17 protein-coding genes are annotated in these 22,012 nt (G+C 52.8%); all 17 read left to right on the forward strand.

The window, feature by feature from the left end:
• Complete coding sequence (locus DSCA_RS03210) at positions 1-1,092, forward strand: polysaccharide pyruvyl transferase family protein (RefSeq protein WP_167527573.1); 1,092 nt, start codon at positions 1-3, stop codon at positions 1,090-1,092.
• Positions 1,061-2,638: a GDSL-type esterase/lipase family protein gene (locus DSCA_RS03215; RefSeq protein ID WP_155315055.1), complete on the forward strand. Its 1,578-nt coding sequence runs from the start codon at positions 1,061-1,063 to the stop codon at positions 2,636-2,638. Before DSCA_RS03210 ends, DSCA_RS03215 begins: the two co-directional genes overlap by 32 nt.
• Entirely contained in the window at positions 2,635-3,513 is an 879-nt protein-coding gene (locus tag DSCA_RS03220; protein ID WP_155315056.1) for a radical SAM protein, read from the forward strand. The genes DSCA_RS03215 and DSCA_RS03220 overlap by 4 nt, the downstream gene beginning before the upstream one ends.
• Before the next feature lie 51 nt (positions 3,514-3,564).
• Positions 3,565-4,386 carry a glucose-1-phosphate cytidylyltransferase gene (rfbF, locus tag DSCA_RS03225; protein ID WP_155315057.1) on the forward strand — a complete coding sequence of 274 codons (822 nt, stop codon included), beginning with the start codon at positions 3,565-3,567 and terminating at the stop codon, positions 4,384-4,386.
• The gene (gene rfbG / locus DSCA_RS03230; protein ID WP_155315058.1) at positions 4,383-5,480 is read left to right on the forward strand and encodes a CDP-glucose 4,6-dehydratase; all 1,098 of its coding nucleotides are present in this window, start codon (positions 4,383-4,385) and stop codon (positions 5,478-5,480) included. Before rfbF ends, rfbG begins: the two co-directional genes overlap by 4 nt.
• Positions 5,477-6,019: a dTDP-4-dehydrorhamnose 3,5-epimerase gene (gene rfbC / locus DSCA_RS03235; RefSeq protein ID WP_197904731.1), complete on the forward strand. Its 543-nt coding sequence runs from the start codon at positions 5,477-5,479 to the stop codon at positions 6,017-6,019. Before rfbG ends, rfbC begins: the two co-directional genes overlap by 4 nt.
• Positions 6,020-6,028: 9 nt before the next feature.
• Positions 6,029-6,940 (forward strand): NAD-dependent epimerase/dehydratase family protein, encoded by a 912-nt coding sequence (locus tag DSCA_RS03240; protein ID WP_155315060.1) that lies wholly within the window; start codon positions 6,029-6,031, stop codon positions 6,938-6,940.
• Positions 6,933-8,276, forward strand: a complete 1,344-nt coding sequence (rfbH, locus tag DSCA_RS03245; RefSeq protein ID WP_155315061.1) for a lipopolysaccharide biosynthesis protein RfbH — start codon at positions 6,933-6,935, stop codon at positions 8,274-8,276. Before DSCA_RS03240 ends, rfbH begins: the two co-directional genes overlap by 8 nt.
• On the forward strand, positions 8,273-9,559 hold the full coding sequence (locus DSCA_RS03250) for a protoporphyrinogen/coproporphyrinogen oxidase (protein ID WP_155315062.1): 1,287 nt from the start codon (positions 8,273-8,275) through the stop codon (positions 9,557-9,559). The genes rfbH and DSCA_RS03250 overlap by 4 nt, the downstream gene beginning before the upstream one ends.
• 6 nt (positions 9,560-9,565) lie before the next feature.
• Positions 9,566-11,200 (forward strand): hypothetical protein, encoded by a 1,635-nt coding sequence (locus DSCA_RS03255; protein WP_155315063.1) that lies wholly within the window; start codon positions 9,566-9,568, stop codon positions 11,198-11,200.
• 32 nt (positions 11,201-11,232) lie between these two features.
• On the forward strand, positions 11,233-12,987 hold the full coding sequence (locus tag DSCA_RS03260; RefSeq protein ID WP_155315064.1) for a hypothetical protein: 1,755 nt from the start codon (positions 11,233-11,235) through the stop codon (positions 12,985-12,987).
• A 209-nt stretch (positions 12,988-13,196) separates the two neighbouring features.
• Positions 13,197-14,282: an FkbM family methyltransferase gene (locus DSCA_RS03265; protein WP_155315065.1), complete on the forward strand. Its 1,086-nt coding sequence runs from the start codon at positions 13,197-13,199 to the stop codon at positions 14,280-14,282.
• A 57-nt stretch (positions 14,283-14,339) separates the two neighbouring features.
• Complete coding sequence (locus DSCA_RS03270) at positions 14,340-15,461, forward strand: radical SAM/SPASM domain-containing protein (protein ID WP_155315066.1); 1,122 nt, start codon at positions 14,340-14,342, stop codon at positions 15,459-15,461.
• Positions 15,458-16,567 carry a glycosyltransferase family 4 protein gene (locus DSCA_RS03275; protein ID WP_167527574.1) on the forward strand — a complete coding sequence of 370 codons (1,110 nt, stop codon included), beginning with the start codon at positions 15,458-15,460 and terminating at the stop codon, positions 16,565-16,567. Before DSCA_RS03270 ends, DSCA_RS03275 begins: the two co-directional genes overlap by 4 nt.
• Positions 16,564-19,845, forward strand: a complete 3,282-nt coding sequence (locus tag DSCA_RS03280; RefSeq protein WP_155315068.1) for a glycosyltransferase family 4 protein — start codon at positions 16,564-16,566, stop codon at positions 19,843-19,845. Before DSCA_RS03275 ends, DSCA_RS03280 begins: the two co-directional genes overlap by 4 nt.
• A gap of 42 nt (positions 19,846-19,887) precedes the next feature.
• Complete coding sequence (locus DSCA_RS03285) at positions 19,888-20,742, forward strand: hypothetical protein (protein WP_155315069.1); 855 nt, start codon at positions 19,888-19,890, stop codon at positions 20,740-20,742.
• Positions 20,739-22,001, forward strand: a complete 1,263-nt coding sequence (locus DSCA_RS03290; protein ID WP_155315070.1) for a glycosyltransferase family 4 protein — start codon at positions 20,739-20,741, stop codon at positions 21,999-22,001. The genes DSCA_RS03285 and DSCA_RS03290 overlap by 4 nt, the downstream gene beginning before the upstream one ends.
• Positions 22,002-22,012: the final 11 nt, after the last annotated feature.

Here is a 22,012-nt window from a genome sequence, read left to right on the forward strand (position 1 = left end):
ATGACATTTTCCCGGGCACTCAAGGTCAAACTCATCGGATGGTATGGATTCAATGCCACCGGAGATGATTTGATGGCCGATTGTATTCGTAGGTTGTTTCAGGATTGCGCTGATCAGCTATCGCTTCGTCTCGAGTTTGACACCGATACAAAATGCCACCTGGCGATTGTTGGGGGAGGGACTATCATCGGCTGCGATTCCGCCGACATATGGCCTCAAATTGACGCCACCCCTGCTCCGCTTGCGGTGTTTGGCCCGGGATTTCGCGATATGGGCCCGGAGGCTTGCCGTCAATGGCAGGGTACCATGAAAACGATTTTTGAGAGGGCTGTCGTTGCAGGTGTGAGAGGGCCATTAACCGTAGCAGCGTTGAGGAAGTGGGACATTACATCTTCGGCTTCGGTCATCGGGGACCCGGCAATCGGATTCAGGCCGCTTGATACGAATCGGGTTAAATACCAAGAACTGGAATCGGGTACAGGTCGTCCCCTCCTCGGAATTTGTATCCGTCATCTGAAACAACCCGGTTTTGAAGAAAGATATCTGGATGCCCCAGAAACCTATGCCCGGTTCGCCAGTTTGATACCGGAGGTGTTGAGATATTACGATGCCTGCCCCGTGTTTTTTTCATTTTGTGAAAACGAATACGATTCCGACACAATGGGTGCGCGATACCTGAGAGATTTGCTGCCGGTTAAGTATCAGCATGCTCCCATTGTTGATTTTCATGCGGATCCAATGCGAGTTGCCTCATTGATTGCCAGACTGGACTATCTCGTATGTGAACGCATGCACCCGGCTATTTTGATGTGGACCTTGGGTAAACCCTGCCTGATGATTGATTATCAATACAGCAAGGCAGCAGATTTCCTGGCCGGTATCGGCATGTCCGAATTCTGTCTTCGCAGCGACCAATTGAATGTGGATGGATACATGGCGCGGTTGGCACGGCTGGAAAGCGTTCGTCAGAAGGTGGTCAGAGAAGCCAGGGTAACATTTTCCCGACAACAATCCTTACAGCGATCCCTGGCCATGAAGGCGATTGTCGAGGCGGTCGCATATGAACGAGCAGCATATGGAAAATCCATGTAAGATCATCTGCTTTGGTGATAGCATCACCCAGGCGTGGGCCCCGCTGTTTGCCGTTAGAATGGCAGAGCGGCATCCGGATTCATCCATCGAAACCATCAATATGGGCGTCGTCAGTGATACTACCGTACAAGGATTGAAACGGTTGGATCGGGTGATTTCCGAAAGTCCCCAGGTTGTTCTGATGGCCTTTGGAATGAACGACTGGCGAAAAGGTATAGATTTGCATCGGTTCAAAGAGAATTTGTCCCGCATGGCCAAACAGCTGCTACGCAATGACATTCGCCTGCTTTTGTTGACGATCACTCCCGATAACAATCTTGAGACCGGAATCAGCGGGGCCATACCCCTTTATAACCGTGAAATTGAGAATGTCGCCAATCGTAATGGATGTCGTGTGGTGGATCTGTTTTCTGCGTTCCGTGAAAAAATCAATCCGATTTCAGAAGCGCTTTACGATGAAATTCATCCCAATTCTCTGGGGGAACAGGTTATCGTCGACGAGTTGATGGATATCGTCCCCCTGAGTCAGACAGTCATTGTCTGGACTTACAACGGTGAATATTGTTTTTGCAATTATAATTGTCCCTATTGCTATGTTACATCGGAAGTAAACACCGGACATGCTTACGATGGACAAATCAGTCGTTGGCATGATGGCTTTCGAAGGCGTTTCGGATCAAGTCCCCTGGTTTTCTATCTCGCCTTTGGGGAACCTATGGCCGGAAAAGGGTTCTATGAAATACTGGACATGATCGCGTCTGAACCCACCTGGCAGGCACACATCACCACCAATCTTTCCATGCCATTAGAACGTTTTGTGAAAACCCGGATAGTGCGAGAAGGCCGGATGCAAGTTAACGCCTCCTTCCATCCCTCGCAGACCGATGGCGATGATTTTATCAAAAAGTTGACCTTTTTAAGAGCACATGGTGTCGAACCATCAGTGATTTATGTCATGTACCCGCCTCAAATGAAGAAATTTAAGGATTTTTTTGCTATCTGCGATGCTTTGGGCTTCTTCGTTCATGTTCGCCGATTTCGGGGGGATTGGCGGGGAAACGTCTATCCCCAGAGCTATACCGAGGAAGAAAGACGATTTGTCGCCCGCTTTTGTGATCGTCTCACAGTGCGGTACATGCTCAATGACTTCGAAGATCATTCAGCCAAAACGGCCAGTCAACTTTCCTATGCTGGAGTCAACTATATGATGGTAGACGATCGAGGAGATGTCTGGCGGTCTCCCGACTTCAAGGGGGACAAGCCTATGGGGAACCTATTTGAAGAAAACTTCAAGCCCTTGTACCGCCCGGCGGCTTATGGCGGCAGCTTTTTGGGGTCGGTCAACATTGTGGCTTCCATGAGGGAAACCGGCATCTATCAGTTGGAAGGCAACCATACATGGTGTTTTGCCAAAAATGGGGGCGTTTATCGAGATGCAAAAGGCCGGATTCACTATCCGTTGATGGTGTCCGATTTTGATGACTCGAGTTTGCGAAGGCAGCTCAATTGGCCGTTCATTGACAATAACCGAGGAGGGATCCGATGAATCGTCACTCTTCTCTCCACTACGATGTGCATCTTATATGGGATGTGATCAGCGCATGCAATTACCGATGTGATTATTGTTTGGCATCCCCATCAGGGATCAGTGAGCCGCCGGAGGCGGTGGACGCCAAGCGGGTGAAACAGGTGCTGGACGCCACCGGCCGGGTGTATGAGATTAACCTGGTGGGCGGGGAACCGACACTTTTAACCAATTTCGTTGACTTGCTTCGTTTGCTAACCCGGAATCATTATCTGTTCCTCTCCACCAACCTCTCTCGTTCTAAGGTTATTGCGAGGATGATCGAGGAGGTGGATCCATCACGGATTACAGGCATTGATGCTTCGTTTCATGTCGAGGAAAGAGAAAGGAGATCGTCTTTCGAACAGTTCGCACGATCTTTTCGCATGTTACGTGAGGCCGGTTTTCCCATTACGGCGAACTACGTGGCACACCCCCGTCTCCTGAACAGAATCGAATCGGATTTTGAGCGGATTCGGGATATGGGGGTAGAACTGAAGGCAACGCCGTTTATCGGGCATTGGGAGGGAAGGGCCTATCCTGAAGGATATTCCGAAGCCCACCGGCGGATGCTGTTCGACGAAGAAGTCTACGCCGGAAAGTGGGAAGCTTCCGTGGCAACCGGGGTCAGAAACCATTACTGCAATGCCGGTTATAACGTGTTCTGGGTGGCCAGGGACGGAACGATTTCCAAATGCACATCCTTTTTAAACCATACCTATGGAAATATCTATAAGGAGATGCATCCGCCGGATACAATGATGAAGATCTGCAACGCCGTTTCCTGCAGCTGTCCGTATTATTCGGTGCTCAGTCATTATTTCGAGAAAGCAAAAAAAGAGTGCGGGTTATCATAAGGTCCTATAAACGATAATATGGCAACCTGGTAGGTGTATTTGGGGGATGCGATGAATGTAATAATTTTATGCGGGGGGATGGGGACACGTCTGAGAGAAGAAACAGAGACGAAGCCCAAACCCATGATAAACGTTGGCGGTAAACCGATCCTGTGGCATATCATGAAAATCTATAGTCATTATGGATTTAAAGACTTCGTTTTGTGCCTCGGTTACAGAGGGGAAGTTATAAAAGACTATTTTTTAAACTACGAGGCGATGAATACGGATTTCACGATCGAGCTGGACAGTGGGGTTGTGACCTCCCACAACAATCACGAAGAGACAGGCTGGCAGGTCACTCTGGCCGATACCGGAGAAAAAGCCATGACCGGTGCCAGAATAAAAAAAATTGAAAAGTATATTGACGGAGACCTGTTCATGGTCACCTACGGGGATGGTCTTGCCGATATCGATATTCAAGATTTGGTGAAATTCCACAAGTCCCACGGCAGAATCGTAACCGTTACCGGCGTGAGGCCCGCCTCGAGGTTCGGAGAATTGGAGACCAATGGAGATGAGGTTTCAAAGTTTGGTGAAAAGCCCCAGACCAAAGAAGGTCTTGTCAATGGAGGTTTTTTTATTCTCGATACAAGGGTGTTCAGCTACCTTACTGAAGAAGATGATTGCATCTTTGAAGGCAAACCCCTCGAAAGGTTGGCGGCGGATGGTGAGCTGATGGTTTACCGGCACCCGGGTTTCTGGCAATGCATGGATACCTATCGGGATCTCCAGTTATTGAACAATCTGTGGGCAGGCCGGGCAGATGACAAGGAACTCTACTTTGACCGGATATCCAAAGGTCGCGGCGCGCCATGGAAGGTCTGGGGATGAAAACGCTTTTCGGCGGCATATATGACAAAAAGAGAGTTCTTGTAACCGGACATACAGGTTTCAAGGGGTCTTGGTTATCGCTCTGGTTGAATGAGTTGGGCGCGGAAGTTACAGGCTATGCACTGCCCCCCGATACGTCCCCAAGTCATTATGAATTGCTCGGACTCCCCGTCGAATCCCTTATCGGTGATGTGCGTGATCCGGAGGCATTTGCCGGCGTTATGGAAAGACGGCAGCCCGAGATTGTTTTCCACCTGGCCGCCCAGCCATTGGTTCGAAGGTCCTATAAAATTCCAAGAGAAACCTTCGAAACAAATATTATGGGTACGGTCAATGTGCTGGAGGCATGCCGCAAGACAGCTTCTGTGACGGCCATTATCAATGTCACGAGCGACAAGTGCTATGAAAACCGGGAGTGGGCCCGGGGTTACAAAGAGAATGACGCCATGGGCGGATTTGACCCTTACAGCGCGTCTAAGGGATGTTCGGAGCTGATTACCGGGGCTTATCGCAAGTCTTTTTTTACTTCCGACTGCCCGGACGACCGACGTATTCTCCTTGCCAGTGCACGGGCCGGAAATGTGATCGGCGGTGGTGACTGGGCCGAGGATCGTTTGGTGCCGGATTTAATCAGAGCCCTGGCAAACCGGGAAAAGGCCATTATCCGCAATCCGAATGCCACCAGACCTTGGCAGCATATCCTGGAACCGCTCAGCGGTTATCTTCAACTCGGGCAGATGTTGCTGCAGGGAAACGCAGTGTACGCAGATTCCTGGAATTTAGGGCCGAAGGATGAAACCGAAGTTACCGTGGGAGAGCTTGCGGAGCGATGCAGGAATTGCTGCCCGGGCATGGACTACGAGGTACGTCAGTGCGAGAAGGCCCTTCATGAAGCGGATTCACTGAAGCTTGACTGCTCGAAAGCGAACACCAAACTTCGCTGGAAGGGCGTCTGGGATAGTTCTACAGCTGTTGATAAAACAGTGAAATGGTATGGCGATTACTACGATAAAGGCATCGTCAACAGCATGAATGATATCGCCCAGTATGTGGCCGATGCAGAAAAAGACGGCATCGAATGGGTGAAAAATTGAAATTTACGGAATGCGGCATACCGGGTGTGGTTTTCATTGAGAATAGAATTCTGGAGGATCGCCGGGGGGCTTTTGTGAAGATATTCCATCAGGAGGCTTTTCACGGGGCCGGCATTGAGGATCAATTCCAGGAGTCCTATTATTCCATTTCCCGGAAGGGCGTCATCCGGGGGATGCATTTCCAGGCGCCGCCTGCGGACCATGCAAAGCTTGTTTACGTCATTTCGGGCGCTATTGTTGATGTGGTATTGGACATCAGAAGAGGAACTCCGACATACGGACGATTCGTCGCGTTTGACATCAATGAAGACAACCGGTGCGCCGTCTATGTGCCGCGCGGATGTGCGCACGGGTTTTGCGCACTGTCCGACCATGCCGTCGTAACTTATCTGCAGACCACTATGCACGCTCCCGAACACGACTCCGGGATCCATTTTGATTCTTTCGGCATGGATTGGCCGGAAAAGGATCCGACACTTTCCGATCGCGACAGCCAATTTCCCATGTTCAAAGATTTTATATCACCTTTCGCTGATTGATCTGATCATATGAAGATACTGATTACCGGCGCCACCGGGTTTGTCGGCAAGCATCTGATACCTGAACTGCTGAAAAAGGGGTATGAGTGTGCACTGCTGGGGCGGAAAATGGGCAGACTGGTTTCGTCTTATGGCCTGAACGCCACATTGATAGAATATGAACCACAATCTTTTGCTTACGTGAAAGATGTTCGTGATTTCAACCCCCGGGCGGCAATTCACCTTGCGGGATATCTGACCAGCAATGATGACAGGGAAACGGTTGAAGGACTTTTGGAGGCGAATATCGCTTTTTCAGCCCGGTTGTGCGGTGCCCTGGAGCAAACAGACGTAGGCCTGATCATCAATACGGGGAGTTTTTCCGAGTACAGTCATGGGGATGGCTCCCTTGAACCTGCCTATTTTTACTCCGCCACCAAAACGGCGGCAAGACATCTTGTCGAATATTTTGGCGGGAAGAATGGCTGGCGGGTTGTACATGTGGTTCCCTATACGATCTACGGGCCCGGCGGCACGGGGAAAAAGGTAATGGACTACCTGATTGATTCGACCCTGTCCGAAAAACCTGTAGACATGACGGATGGGGAGCAAATTCTTGATTTTATCTACATTGATGATCTGGTCGATTTTTACTGCAAACTGCTGGAAAACCGTCATGTCATCAGGCCCGGCGTTTCCGAATACCATATCGGCACCGGAAAGGGGACCCGTATAAGGAAACTGGCTGAAATCATACAGAATGTTTCAGGTAAAAAAGCGAATGTGTCTTGGGGCAAACGGGCCTACCGCCCAAGGGATATTTTTCATGCGGTGGCGCCCATTGAAAGCGCCGTGAAGGACATTGGGTGGTTTCCGAGGGTCGATCTCAAAGAGGGTGTCGAGCGGTTGATAGATTCATTGGGTCGGGATCAAAATGGATGAGACGTTAAAACTCAGAGAAGAGATACAGGAGAAGACCCGGCGCTATTTTGAATGTGCCTTTGGCCAGGACGCGGCGCCATTCAAGCCGGGGGAGACCCGCATAAATTATGCGGGGCGGGTGTTTGATGAGGATGAACTGGTTGCCCTGGTGGACTCAGCCCTGGAGTTCTGGCTTACCCATGGCCGCTATGCCGTTCAGTTTGAAAAGGCCTTATCCGACTATTTGGGAACGCGGTGGAGCCTGCTGGTAAATTCCGGTTCGTCAGCGAACCTGCTGGCGTTCATGGCCCTGACCTCACCGCTTCTGGGGGACAGACGCATCAAACGGGGGGATGAGGTCATCACCGTGGCGGCCGGTTTTCCCACAACGATATCGCCCATTGTTCAGTTTGGCGCGGTTCCGGTGTTCATCGACATTGAGGTCGAGACGGCGAATGTCAGGGTGAACGACCTCGATCAGGCGCTCTCCCCGAAGACAAAGGCGGTGATGCTTGCCCATACCCTGGGCAATCCGTTTGACCTGAGGGCTGTCAAGGACTTCTGCGACCGCAATGGCCTGTGGCTGATTGAAGACAATTGCGATGCCCTCGGCAGCCTGTACGACGGCAGACTCACCGGGACCTGGGGGGATATCGGCACCAGCAGTTTTTATCCGGCGCACCACATAACGACGGGCGAAGGCGGCGCCGTTTATACTGACAACCCCGATCTTAAAAAAATAATGCTTTCCCTGCGCGACTGGGGCCGGGATTGCTGCTGCGGGAGCGGAGTGGACAACACGTGCGGTAGACGTTTCTCGGGACAACATGGGACGCTTCCCTACGGATACGACCATAAATATGTCTACAGTCATTTCGGCTTCAACCTCAAGGCGACGGATCTTCAGGCGTCCATTGGATGCGCACAGCTTTCCAAGCTGCCGGGCTTCATTGAGAAACGGAGGGCAAACTTTAAAATTCTTTTTGCCGGGTTGAGGGATCTCGACCCGTTCTTCATTCTGCCGGTTGCAACGAAGGAGAGCGACCCATCGTGGTTCGGGTTTTTGATGACCCTGCGGGAAGATTGCCAATTCAGCCGGAATGATATCGTTTTATTCCTTGAAAAGCATCGAATTCAGACGCGGAATCTATTTGGGGGGAATATGGTCCGTCAGCCCGCTTTCTCCGATTTGTCCGAAGGCCGCGATTACCGTGTCGTGGAAAAACTCACAAACACGGACCGTGTCATGAATGACAGCTTCTGGATCGGCCTGTATCCCGGGATGGGCCGGGAATCACTCGATTACATGATCCGTGTGATCCGGGATTTCGTACACCGGCATGGTGGAAACGGATGATTGTCGTACTGGGCGCAGGCATTGCGGGCCTTTCAGCGGCCTACCATCTCGGATTGGCCGGCCGGGAAGCGGTTGTATATGAGAAAAGCGCCCGGTGGGGCGGGCTTTGCGACAGCTTCGAAGTGGATGGATTCAGGTTTGATCACGGTATCCATCTCTCCTTTACAAAGGACGATTATGTCCGGGAATTGTTCGGCAAGAGCTCAACTTTCCATTCCCATGCCCCCCGCATCGGCAACCTCTATAAACACATCTGGATCAAACATCCTGCGCAGAACAACCTGTGCCCGCTGAGTGTCTCCGAGAAGGTCAGGGTGATTAAAGATTTCGTGGAGAACGACAACCCGCGGGATAATATCCGGGATTACGAGATGTGGCTCCGCGCCCAGTACGGCAATTATTTCGCGGAGCATTTCCCAATGGCGTATACCCGGAAATACTGGACCGTGGACGCCCGCGATCTTGAACCGTCCTGGGTCGGGGAGAAAATGTACCGTCCGGAGCTCGAAGAAGTCCTTGCCGGGGCAATGACGCCGGAAACGCCCAATACCTATTATGCGGATGAAATGCGCTATCCCGTTAAGGGCGGGTACCGGTCGTTTTTGTCGCGGATGGCAAATGGCTGCGAGATCGGACTAGACAGCAGGGCGGTTTGCATTGATCTTCGGAACAGGAAAGTACTGTTTGAGGACGGTCGGGAGGTCCATTATGAATCCTTGATATCGAGCATCCCTTTGCCGGAGCTGATCGGGTTGATTGAAGATGCCCCCGCATCCGTTGCCGAAGCCGGCGCCAAGCTGACGGCAACGTCAAGCGCCCTCGTATCATTGGGGTTGAAAGGCAACACGATTCCGCCTTATTTGTGGTTTTATATCTACGACGAGGATTTTTTACCGGCACGCTGCTCATCACCCGGGCTCAAATCTCCCCAAAATGTGCCAGCCGGATGCAGTTCTTTGCAATTTGAAATTCATTTTTCAAAACACAGGAAGTTGGACCTTACCGGGGATGACCTTGTCGATCATGTCGTTGCAAAAGGGTCGGAACTCAACATACTGGATCGGAATGCCGTAATTGCCTCGGATTGTCGATGTATCCGCTATGCGAATGTTCTGTTCGAACACTCGAGGACGAATGCGTTGAGGACAATCCATTCCTATCTCGACGAAGTGGGAATAATATATTGCGGGCGGTTTGGAAAATGGGATTATTTGTGGAGCGATCAAAGTTTGATGAGCGGTAAACAGGCAGCTTTGAATAGAGATTTTTTAGAGAGGAAGTAAAAAAAGATGCTGCTGGCAAAGGCATTGACACACTCTCTTCCGGATGTGCCAGGTTGGGATTTAAACGCTGAGGGTGCCCTGGATCTTGATTCCCTGTCGGCTCTTGGATTTCCCGGCAAGTTGGCGGTCGGCGGCGTTCACCAGCCGGGAACAACACAATGCGTCTGCATCGGTCCCGGAGGTGGGGAAAGTGGTTACCCGGGGGATCTTCTGATCGCATTCGATGATTATGAACGGTTTGCTGATTCAAGGGAAATACCTTCGGAGAAAGAGATTCTCTCTCCCGTATTGCCGGCAGAGCAATCGCTGGCGCCTTTTCGGATTGCTGCCTACCCTGAGGAAAGATACCTGTTCACCCGGGGAAATTTACCCCTGCCCTGCCCGAAATGCGGTCGGATCGTCCATGCCGTCGGCAGGGGGCCCGTATCGAGCATGTCGGAATACTTCGAGTACGAATGCTGTCACCCGTTCTATTATTTCCGGCCCTTTCGGGAGTGGGCATTTGACAAGGCCGTGTATGACCCCGCGACAAACACCCTTTTCCACCACGGGCACCGGTATGCACGGCAGGAATTTCTGGTTCGCATGTTTGAGGATTTCAGGCGGAATCTGGCGGTATGCCTTCGGGGGATTTTTCAGGGGCGTGAGACCAGAAAACAGCAACTCCCCAACGATACGATACCGGTTCTTTTCGGACGCGGCGAATTCAACCCCGGGCACATCATTTTTGAAGACCTTGCCGGTGCTTTTTTACTGTGTGAGGCCATGGATGCATCCGGCGTCGATGGGAGGCTGGATATTCTTGTCAGTGAAAAGGCCAGATGGTATGAGCCGCTTTTAAAAATTCTTCCCGGCCATCGTGTCGCGAGGGTGACAAGGACCCCATCCGATTCGGCTGATATTACGTCCTGGCTTTGTGGAAGGGGGCTTCCATTGGTAAATCCCAAGGTCCATCCCTGCTGGCCTCATACCATCAATGGATGCCGGTATCTGGAAAAAATGTGCGCACGCATCACAGGACTTTCGGGGCGAAAGATATCTGACAGCGGCAGCAACGCCATGCGGGTGGTTTTTGTGATACGAACCCACAACCGGTGCTGGGAACCCCTGTTTGAAAATGTGCAGCAGGTCATCGGGTATATCGAGAGACATTACATCCCAGCCCATTTTGTTTTGCATGCCGTGGGTACAAATGACTCAGCCTGCGAGCCTTTTCGGAATTTGGCCGCACGGCGGAAAAACGTAACACTGCTCTTCGATGCGCCACTTCTGGACGTCCTGTCCCAGTACGGTGCGGCCGACCTCTGCGTAGGCCCCATTGGGAGTGGTTTCTGGTGGGCGGGGTTGTTTGGAGTGCCGAGTGTGACGATCCATCCGGAGAACAGGCCCGATACCGTAGAACAAGGGGAATGGATTTTGCCGCCACCGAAAGGACGCTGTTCTCCCTTCCTGGCCGTGGAACTGGGCCAGAGGTGTGTTGCTGTTGAAGAAAAAAATGCGAATCGCGAAACATACGGTGCGCTTCGAGCTCCGGTGGACAAGGTGCTCCGCGCTGTGGATGAAATTTTGAGGCCTACGCTTAAGCGGACGACGCCTAACCATAACCATAATGCAGCATTGTCTGGAACTGCTATAAATTAGGGTAGGCCGATAGGCGCGGGGGCCTTTTTATAATGTTTATCAGTAATTATATATTCAATAAAATTGTTGAAAAAGGCGAGGCGATTGAAAAAGTACAAATTTGCGAAAAAGAAAAAGTACTTTGCTATTCAAAAAAAGATACCAATGAGAACGCTTTGGAACTGTATCGGAACGTAAGAGACAGAATTTCGAGTAAGTTCGGTTTCGATGAATTTAGTGAACTGTTGCCGCCTTCATTGCCGCTGATACCATGCTTTGACCTTTCAAAAGACCATAATATCCGGCCTTGGGAAATAGAAATGCTTAACCAATATCTGAGGCAGCCCAGGGTGAAACAGTTTGAAGCCGTAGAGTGTACGGCCGGGACCTATGGTGAAAGTGGAAATGGTTTGGGAGGGGCTCAGTTGTGGGGAAACCGTGGGACTGATAGTTTAAAAACGATTAGTGCTCAGGAAGACGGCAAAACAGGGCTTTTACCGTCCCCCTTACTGCGGGATCCGGTGCAAAAGCAATATCTGAATACAGGAAAACTGCTTCTGCCTTGTCCAAAATGTGGGAAAGAAACAAATTTTCTCAGTAGAGGAATTCTTACAGGAGAATATGAATTTTACGAATATTTATGTTGTGGGTTCTTCTATTATATCCAACCATACAGAAAAATAAATGAGCCCTTAAGTTCTCTGGTGGATATGGATGGGCAGCGGATCTTTATAATAAGCAAATGCTTAAAACGCAGGCCAAAAAAATTCAATCATTTGTTGAGGGCCCATTTGTACATGGAAAACCAAATTATCCATGAGCTGAATTTGAAGGTGCTGGATTGTGGAAATAAGAAAAATGCAGAGCCCGTTGAAACGGATTCCAATTATGCCGTAAAAGATACAACAACAATTGTTTTTGGGAGATACAACAATAATCCAGGACATGTAATATTTGAGGATTTGGCTGGAATCATAGAATTCTGTGAACTGCTGAAAAGGAACCAAATTGCCAGAAAAATAAGAGTGTATATGGCTAGAGATTTCTTGTGGTTTAGAAAGCTGATCTCTCTTATCCCTATGGAATTTCTTGAAAAAGTTGTCGAGTTTCCTGGTGAAATTGATTCGATGGTGAAATTTTTAAATCGTTCCAATATCAATTTCGATAATTTACTGATGCCCGAGCCCTGGGCGAAAGACAGGAATACCAGAATCAGCACCCAAAAGATACTGAATGGGCTGGCTGATTTGTCAAATGGGAGCCTGCAGGCCAGATCTGATAAAAACAGGTCTGTTATTCTTCTGCACAGGTTTAATAATCGAAAATGGGGCCCAGTCGTCGAAAATACAATAGAATACGCCAAAAAGATCAGAAGAATTCTCCCTGACATCGAAATAGTTATCCATGGAGTATTTGTGACTGCGACGGAGGAGACCAGAAGGTTGGAGGAGACAGCTGGCACATCTGAAGGGCTTAGGGTGCTGTTCAATCCGGAACTGACAGTGCTACTGGACGAAATAGCAAACTCTTCCCTGTGCGTCGGGCCCATAGGTTCAGGGTTCTGGTGGCCGAGCATTTTTAATAAGCCCTGCGTTACATTGCATCCCAGGGGAGATTATTCAAACATTCACGCATACAACTGGATTGCGTCTCCCCCAAAAGGGGTGAAACCCGGATTTTTGTATTTACTTGATCATGAAAAATTTATTTGCATTGAAGAGGAGCGCAGCATTCCGAGGAACGTGTATGATGACTTGAATGTCGATGTGGAAAGGGTTCTGGAAAGCTCATTGAATTTGTTGAAGTAAAATTGATCTGGTGGCCTCCCAAGAATGCCAAGACGTTATGAAATTTCGCTATTTCGTTTTTTTCAATTATTTTGGCCGGGAAATACTGTTATGTATCATCGAGTAGAACGTTCATTGCCCATTACCGGTGATAGGTGGGCATCTCGCAGCATATAATCATATGGTTATGGATGGCACTCTTTTGCAAAATGTAATTATGGAGAAAGAGTATGGGCAAATTCTTAAATACGATACATGATATACAGGAAAATGCCAATTTAGCGATTTTTGGCGCAGGAAGCGCCGGAATCGAATTTAAAGAATATCTTCACCAGAAAAGAAAAGATGTATCGGTATCTTTTTTCATCGATTCATACAAACACGGAGTTGTTGACGATATTGAAGTCGTTAATCCAAGAATGATCAAAACGTATCAGGAGGAATACAATTGCAGTTTGATCATCATTGCTTCATGCTTTTCCCAAGAAATTGAAAAAATTCTGAAGGATTTGGGGATTGAAAATTATCGCATTGCCAATGCAACCCTTTTAGAACTTGACGATATCCTTCCCATGTTTCCCTTCGAATCTGATCGTGAGTTGTTGTTATCCTGTTTTGCCGGCTACTTAAATCGAGATGCACAGGTTTTTGAATCGTACTACCAAAATAAGGAAAGTGGTCATAATTTAAAACAATATGAAGAGTTTATAGATTTTTCTCAAATCAACACCGCTATCGATGCAGGAACTCATTGGGGCTATCATTTGAAGAAATTCTCAAAACGGATGCCGCCGGGAAGCCGATTGTTCGGTTTTGAGCCTGATTGGCAAATCATCAAGGGAGGACCACACTGGGAATATTTGCAATCGCAACAAAATATTTCGTTGTTTCCCCTCGCCTTATGGTCGAAGCCGGAAAAGTTGGACATATACGTTGATCCAGAGCATATGGGCAGATCAATTTGCCAAAGTTCATCCGAAAAACCGACGAATGCGGAGATGGCATCATGGAAACGAATAAGTATAGATGCGACTTCCGTCGACGCTTTCGCTCAAGAGCGCAATATCGAAGGTCTTGATTTCATCAAGATGGATATCGAAGGTGCGGAAATGCAGGCATTAAAGGGAGCGCAAGAGACTATCGACCGCTACCGGCCTTCCATGGCCGTTTGTATCTATCACAAGCTTTCAGATTTTTATGACATTCCCAAATTCATCCATCAATTTGGTGGATACCACTTCAGAATCGGCCATTATCATCCAGAATTCGCAGAAACAGTTTTATATGCCATTCCGGAACGGCACAAAACAATTTAAATCCTTCCAGAGCGTCCTCAATCAATTGGATTGTGGAGAATAGTGAATAATTGTCAAATGAATTTCCCGAAGCACGAAAAAGAACACCCCAATCCATATCCGCTGGTTGCGCCCCTTCCGGATGATCTCCAGTTCGGCCTTTCGAACGTCTGCAACCTGACCTGCGTGTTCTGCGGGGAGCACCGGATCGGCCATCCCGTGAAGGTGCGCCGGTTTTCTGCGGCCATGCGGCGGATGATGATGGGGCTGATTCCCCATGTCCGGGAGGCGGCCTTTCACGAAAACTCGGAGTTCTTTCTGGACCGGGATTTCGTACCGATTCTGGAACTGTGCAGCCGCCACGGCGTTACCCTCTCCCTGAACACCAATGCCAGCCGTCTGACCGCAGGGCAGATCGACGCCCTGGAAGACTACAAGGCCCATCTCAACATCGCCATCTCCCTGGACGCGGCCCGGCCTGCCACCTACGCGAAGCTGAGGGGAGGGCGTTTCGAAAAGGTATGGGACCATGCGCAGACCCTGGTGGATATTGTGAGGCGAAAACCGGCGTATCGATCCCGGGTCTGGTGCCCCACCCACACCACCGCCGCCTTCATCATCATGGGGGAGAACCGGTCCGAGGCCATGGAATTTTTAGAGATGGTGGACGCGGCGGGGTTCGACCGGGTTTCTTTCTACAGGCTCCACGACTCGGGGGACTGGCAATGCCGCCGGGGGGAGTTCGCGTTCGATTACCAGGCCCAGGGCTCCTGGAATTTCAAGGCGGAATATAATGAACTCGTCCGTGACTTAGAAACGGAAGCCCGGAAACGTGGCATTCTCTGCTGGCTTCCGGAGCCCTATCCCCTGGTGGAGGGGAAAGCGGACGACGGACCGACGGAAATACATGCCTCCCACCATCCCGAGGCTGTTCCGGTTTTGGGAAAGGAGCCGATCTGTCTGAAACCATGGACCGGCCGTTCGGTTATCCTGGCATCCGGGGCCCTGTATCCCTGTTGCCACGCCTGGGGACCCGAGGCGGAACTGGGGAACGTTTCGGACGGCGACTTTAATGCGGCATGGAATTCCGCCAAGGCCCAGGCACTTCGAAAGGCGCTTTGGGAGCATCGTTTTCCCAGAATGTGCCGCAATGGATCCTGCCCTGTCTACCGATCTTGGCTGCTGAGGAAGGGCGGTTGAGGATACTCGGCATCCTGGATAACCGGTTCTATCTGTCGGGGGTGAATGCCTACTGGGGCAGTATGGCCCGGGCGCTGGAGAATTTGGGGCACCGGGTTCACACCCTTGTGCTGGATGACGGTTCCTGCCCTTGGAATGCCCGGTTTTTTGATGCCCTGGCCGGCCAAATCCATCGCCTCCAGACGGAGCAGGCCCTTATGCGGACGCGAGCGGAAAGCCTGTTCCAGGAGATTCAGCCCGACATCGTGATTCACCACTACTCCGATCTCGGTATGGATTTAAGCGGGCGAGCCCGCAGCAATGCCCATGGTTCCGGTTGGAAAGATGTGTATATCTGCCACAGCGACGACCCCGATCATTACAACCGGGTTGAAAACCGCAAGGCAGACCTTTCCCATGTGATCTGTGTCAGCGAGGCCTGCCGGGAGCATGTTGTAGGGACTATCGGTGTTCATCCCGAAAACACCTCCCTGGCGCGGTATTCGTTTATGCCCCCCCGTGGGGACGGCGATGTCCTGGGGCGCAAGATCTGTGTTGCGAAGGCTTCCGGAAGGATCGGAATTCTGTACGCGGGCAGGCTGGAATCATATCAGAAAAGGGCCGGGGATCTGGCGCCCTTTGCCGAATCCCTGAAGCGGCTGGGGGTTCCTTTCAGGCTTCATATCGCCGGGTCGGGATCCCTTTCGGAAGGGCTCCGCAAGCGGCTTTCTTCCCTGGTTTCCGATGAGACGGTGATATTTCACGGATACCTGGCTCCGGATCGGCTGTTTCGGCTCATGGAAAATACGGACGTGTACCTGAGCTTCTCCGAATTCGAGGGCCTTTCCACCTCCCTTGTCCAGGCGATGCATTACGGGCTGGTGCCCCTGGTGACACGCACCAACAGCGGGAGCGATTTTCTGGCGCCCGGAAAAGAGGCGCTGTTTTTCGAAGCCGGTGATACCGAAGCGGCGGCCGGCCTTCTGAAAGATCTGTTTTCTGATTGCCAACGGCGGCGGCTGATGGCGTGCCGGGCGGCGGAGAAGATCGTCCGCCATTGCAGCCCGGAAAATACCGTCCTGCAGTTTTCCGCTTTCCTCGACAGGATGGGCGGGCTTTGCCCATGACGAATCGCATCCGGCTCGGTATTGTTCGAACCCGTTATGGGCACTGGTCCTCCCGAAGCGGGTACGGACTGCTTGGTGAGTATCTTCGGAAAACCGGCTGCTTCGACATTGTGGAGTTCGTGACGGAGGATTCGCCGGCGCACCGGAGACCCGGCGCGGAGCATGCCGTCTATTCGCAGATTCCGCCCTGGTATTCTTCCGGGGACCAGGAGACCGAATGCCGGGTTCAGGCCGCGGTTTCCGAAGGCCGCCTGGATATTGTCCATTTTCTAGACGGGGAGCATGGCTATTATTTTTCGGACCGTCTTGGCCAAAGCGGCAGCTGCCGGATTGTGGCAACCTATCATCAGCCGGAGCGGATCCTTCGGCGGGGGCGTTTCCTGGGTGACGGCAGGCAGCTGGAGGCCCTGGACCGCCTGGTGATTCTCTCCGAATCCCAGCGCCCCTTTTTTCAGACATTACTCCCCGACGCCCATATCGCCTGCATTCCCCATGGGGTCGACACCGATTTCTACATCCCCCCCGGAAAACGCCCGCATGCATCGCGTCCCCTGCAATGCCTGACGGTGGGGTTCTGGCTCCGGGATTTCGAAGTGATCTCCGGTGTCGCCTCCGCTTTTTACGGTCGGGATGACATCCAGTTTACACTCGTGGGGCTGGCAGCCGGCCGGGACAACGGCGCCATCGATCCCGGCGCTTTTAACCGCCTGCTGAAACTCCCGAATACCCGACTTCTCGACCGGATCAGCGACGACGAGCTTTTAAGGCAGTATCAGGATGCCGATCTCCTGTTTCTGCCCCTCCGGGACTGCACCGCCAACAACGTCCTGCTGGAGGGCATCGCCTCCGGTCTCCCGGTCGTCACATCGGATATTCCCGGGACGCGCTATTACCTGACCGATGGGTGCGCAAGCTTCTGCCCCGCCGGGGATGTGGACGCCTTCGCTCAGGCATTGCAGGATCTGAAACAGGATGACATTAAAAGAACCCAAATGGGAGCCGCCGCCCGGGCGCTTGCCGAATCGCGCTTCCGATGGGAGAAGATCGCGGGACACTACAACGAACTTTATATGTCGATGATGGACGGAACCCCCATGGCTTCACCGGAAAGGCGCGGCCGAAAGGAAAACGGAAAACGGGCCGTGTGCACGGTGATATCCTCGGACTATCTTCACCTGGCCCTGGCCCTCTATTATTCAATCCGGGAGCACACCGTATGCGACTTCTACGCCCTGGTGGCGGACAACCACTGGTCTCCCCGCCTTGTGGAAGGCCTGGCGGACCGGCTTCCTTCAGGGTTCCATCTGCTGACCCGGCAGGACATCGCCAGTGGCGCGTTTCACCTTGCGGATGAAGACAGCCTTCGGTGGGCGTTGAAACCGACCCTCATGCGGAATCTGCTCGAAGAGAAAAACCATGATGCCGTTATCTTTGCCGACAGCGATGTCTGCTTTTTCGATGATATCGGATTCCTGTTCGATGCACTTCGAACCCGTGCCATCCTGCTGGCGCCCCATTGGCGCCCCATCGATCCGGGCCTGAATGAGGTTCAGTTCCAGTGCAACCTGCAGCACGGGCTCTACAACGGCGGCTTTGTCGGCGCCGCCAAAAGGGGTGTCGAGGCGCTTCGGTGGTGGGAGGGCGTTTGCCGCTACCGCTGTGAAAAACGGGTGGCGGAGGGTTTTTTCGTCGACCAGAAATACCTCGATTTTCTTCCCGTTTACTTCGAGGGCGTTGAGGTGTTGAAGCACAAGGGCTGCAACGTGGCCGAGTGGAATGCCGAGCAGTTGCCCCGTGTGTCCCTGGACGGCATGGCCTTTGTGGATAACTGGCCGGTGGTGTTCATCCATTTTACGGGGCTTACGATCCGGAAAATCGAACAGGGTGATGACGCGGCGCTGCTGCCCTATCTGGAGCGGTACCGCATGTATCTCGAGCGGGCGGACCGGGAGATGGCCGAAAACCGGTGGCATCTGCTCGAAGAGGAAGCCCCGGAAGGCTTACGGGAGGATTCTCCTCGTATCCTTCTCAAGGCATCCGAAGATGCTTTCGCATGGTGCGCGGTGGTCAATTTCCTTGAGCTTCCCCATTTTCTGATCCAGTGGGAGTCCCTGAAGGCGCACACCAAAACACAGCCCCGGATCCTTGTGGGCTGCGCCGATCGTGAGAGCCGAAACTTTCTGGAGGGATTGGCCGTTCCCAATTTTCACATCCTTTCCTGGGAATCGCTCCAATGCCGTCGCCTGGCCAAGCAGCGGCAGCGGCACGAGGGAGACGATACCGGATTCCGGAAAATCGCCGTCCCCTTCTTCATCCGCCACTGCTGCACCCGTTTCGCCGGGAAAAAACTTCTCTACCTCGCCAACAACGTCGTCTTCACAGCTTCCCCCGGGGCCTGGTTCTCCGCGTTGGATGCCCGGCAGGGGAACGCGGTGCTTTTTACCCGGACGGCTTCTTCCTCCGATATCGCCGGGGCGGAGCCCACGCCGATTTTCCTGTGGTTGCAGGGAGAGGACCGGCTGAAACAGATTGACCGCTGGCAGACGCGGATGATCCGAAACACGAAGAAAAATCCCTTTTCCGCGGCCGGTTTGGGGGAAGAGACGGGGCGTGGCGGAGCGGCCCTGGGGAATTCGGGTCCGGAGCAGGGCATCGTTTTCGATCCGCTTCCCGCCGTTCGTCCGCCGTCAGCCGGCGTTTCCGAACCTGTTGCCGTCTGCTACGACGAGGCTGCCTTTCTGCTCCACGACTGGGACGTTTTTCACGGCCCGGCGGCGTCCGGGACCCAATCCCCGTCGCCGATGCAAAAGCGGCTGGCCGGTCTTATGGAAACGCTCCGGCAGTGTTACCATCTTTCCCGGTCCGGGGATCTGGATCCCTTTCTGGATGAGATTTCGAAACGGGACATGGCGATGCTGGCCAGCCGGCGGGGCATTTACCTGGAGGATTTCGGGAGGCGGATCCGTGAGCCCTGGTCCGGGGCGCTGTCCAGCACCATGAACGCATACCTGCTCTACCTCATGGCGGTCCACGACCGGGAGTCGGGACGTCTGGGCAGGGCACTCAGGCTTTTTCAAGGGGTGGCCGAAACCGCCACCCTCATGCCGGATCTATACCGGAGCAAGGCCCACCACCATCTGGGCCAGATGGCCGAGGAACGCGGCGAGGCCGGTCCGGCCCTTCACCATTATGGGGAATGCCTCAATCGGATGCCGCACCACGCGGAAGCGAAACAGCGGATAATGGCCCTTACGGAAAAACATGAAATCAATTCGTGACTGCCGGCGGATACGGCCGGCCCGCAGGACCGGTGATCCGTCATGCTGAATGTATGCACGGTCAGCACGCCGGATTATGTGGACCATACACTGGCCCTCCTTTACTCCATGGCGGCCTTTCGTCCTGTCAGGCTGCACTGCCTCGTGTCGGAGCGGCGCCGGGACCTGGAAGACATCGGCCGGTCGCTTCCGGTTGAAAACGGCGAACTTGTTTTTTATGCCCTTGACGATATCTACCGGGAGACGGATTTTGAAAAACTGCCAGGGGACAGGGACCGGCTCCGGTGGACTTCGAAATCTCGCCTCATGGCGCACCTGCTCCAATCGGGCGACATCCGCTCCCTGCTGTACCTCGACAACGACATGTGCTTTTTCGATGATTTCCAGTTCCTCTTCGATGAACTGGAATCCCATTCCCTGCTGCTGACGCCCCACTGGCGGCCCCTCGATCCGGAGGTCAACGAAACGCAGTTTTTCTGCAATTTCAGGGACGGCCTTTATAATGCCGGTTTTCTGGGGGCCAGTGTAGAGGGCCTGGACGCCCTGAACTGGTGGCACCGGGCCTGCCTGCATCGCTGCGAATTCGATTATGGGAACGGCTTTTTCGTGGACCAGCGGTATCTGGACGCCTTTCCCGTTTATTTCGAAGGCGTGAAGATTCTCAAGCATTTGGGGTGCAACGTGGCCCAGTGGAACGCTGATTTTCTCTGGCGGGAGGATAAGGATGGCCGGATATGGATCAACGGGGAGTGGCCCTTGGTCTTTATCCATTTCGCAGGCGTCACCATCGATAATATCGAGAACGGCACGGACGCTGCTTTGAAACCACAGCTTGCCGCCCATCGATTCTGGATCGAAAAGGCGGTTCGACAGATTTCGGATCATCGGCGGGCATGACGCCGCTGCTCATCAACACCTATGATACGCTGGGAGGGGCAGCCATCGCGGCCTTCCGGCTTCTCAAGGGCCTGAACCGGAACGGCGTTGCTGCGAAGATGCTGGTCCAGGAGAAACTGGGGGAATATCCGAACGTCGTGACCCCGCCCCGGGGGCGTTTTCGGAACGCGATGGTGGGCCTTCGCTCCCTGATCGACCAGCAGGCGTTGCGTACCCTCTATCCAAGGCGGCGGCAGGTTCCCTACTCCATCAACTGGCTCCCCGGGAGGCATGGGCGTGTTCTCCGGAAACTGGCCCCGCAGGTGATCAACCTGCACTGGATCAACGCCGGGTTTTTGAACCTCGGGATGATAGGCCGTATAAGGCAGCCCGTTGTCTGGACGCTTCACGATATGTGGCCCTTTACCGGTGTGTGTCACTACAGCGACGGCTGCCGGAAATTCCGGGATACCTGCGGCGCATGCCCCATGTTGGAGAGCGACAGGGCGTCGGACCTGAGCCGATGGAACTGGCGCCGGAAGCGTGACAGCATCGGGAAGATGGACCTGACCATCGTGACGCCGAGTCGGTGGCTTGCCGGTCTGGCGGGGGAGAGCAGGATTCTGGGACCTGTTCCCGTCGAGGTCATTCCCAATGGCGTTGACCTTGACGTTTTCAGGCCAGCGCCCAAAACCGCCGTCAGAAAACTGCTGGGACTCGACAGGGACAAAAAGGTGGTTCTTTTCGGCGGCGCCCATGCATTGACGGATCCGAGGAAGGGGGCCCGGTTCTTGAGCCATGCCCTCGAAATCATAAAAAACCGGGCACCGGAAACGCCGCTGCAGGTGCTGGTGTTCGGTGCGGAGATCCCCGAGACAGGACTGACCTTTCATTTCGAGACCCGGTACCTGGGATTTATCCGGGACGAACGGCTGCTGGCCCAGATGTATGCCGCAGCTGATGTTTATGTGACCCCCCCCACCGAAGAAAATCTGGCCAACACCGTTATCGAGGCGCTTGCCTGCGGAACACCGACGGTAGCCTTCGACGTCGGCGGCATGGCGGAGATGGTTCTCCACGGCAAAAACGGGTATCTGGCCCGGGCTTCGGATGCAACGGACCTGGCCCGGGGAATACAATGGGCCCTTGAAAGTACGGGCCGGCTGAAAAGGCTTTCCAGGGAAGCCCGGGAAACGGCCATCCGGAATTTTGACATTCTTGAAAGCGCCAGACGCTACCACCTGCTTTTTGAAAAGTTGGCATTTGAACGGAAACGGTAAGCGTATGAGAG

The sequence above is a fragment of the Desulfosarcina alkanivorans genome, assembly GCF_009688945.1.
Lineage (GTDB): Bacteria > Desulfobacterota > Desulfobacteria > Desulfobacterales > Desulfosarcinaceae > Desulfosarcina > Desulfosarcina alkanivorans.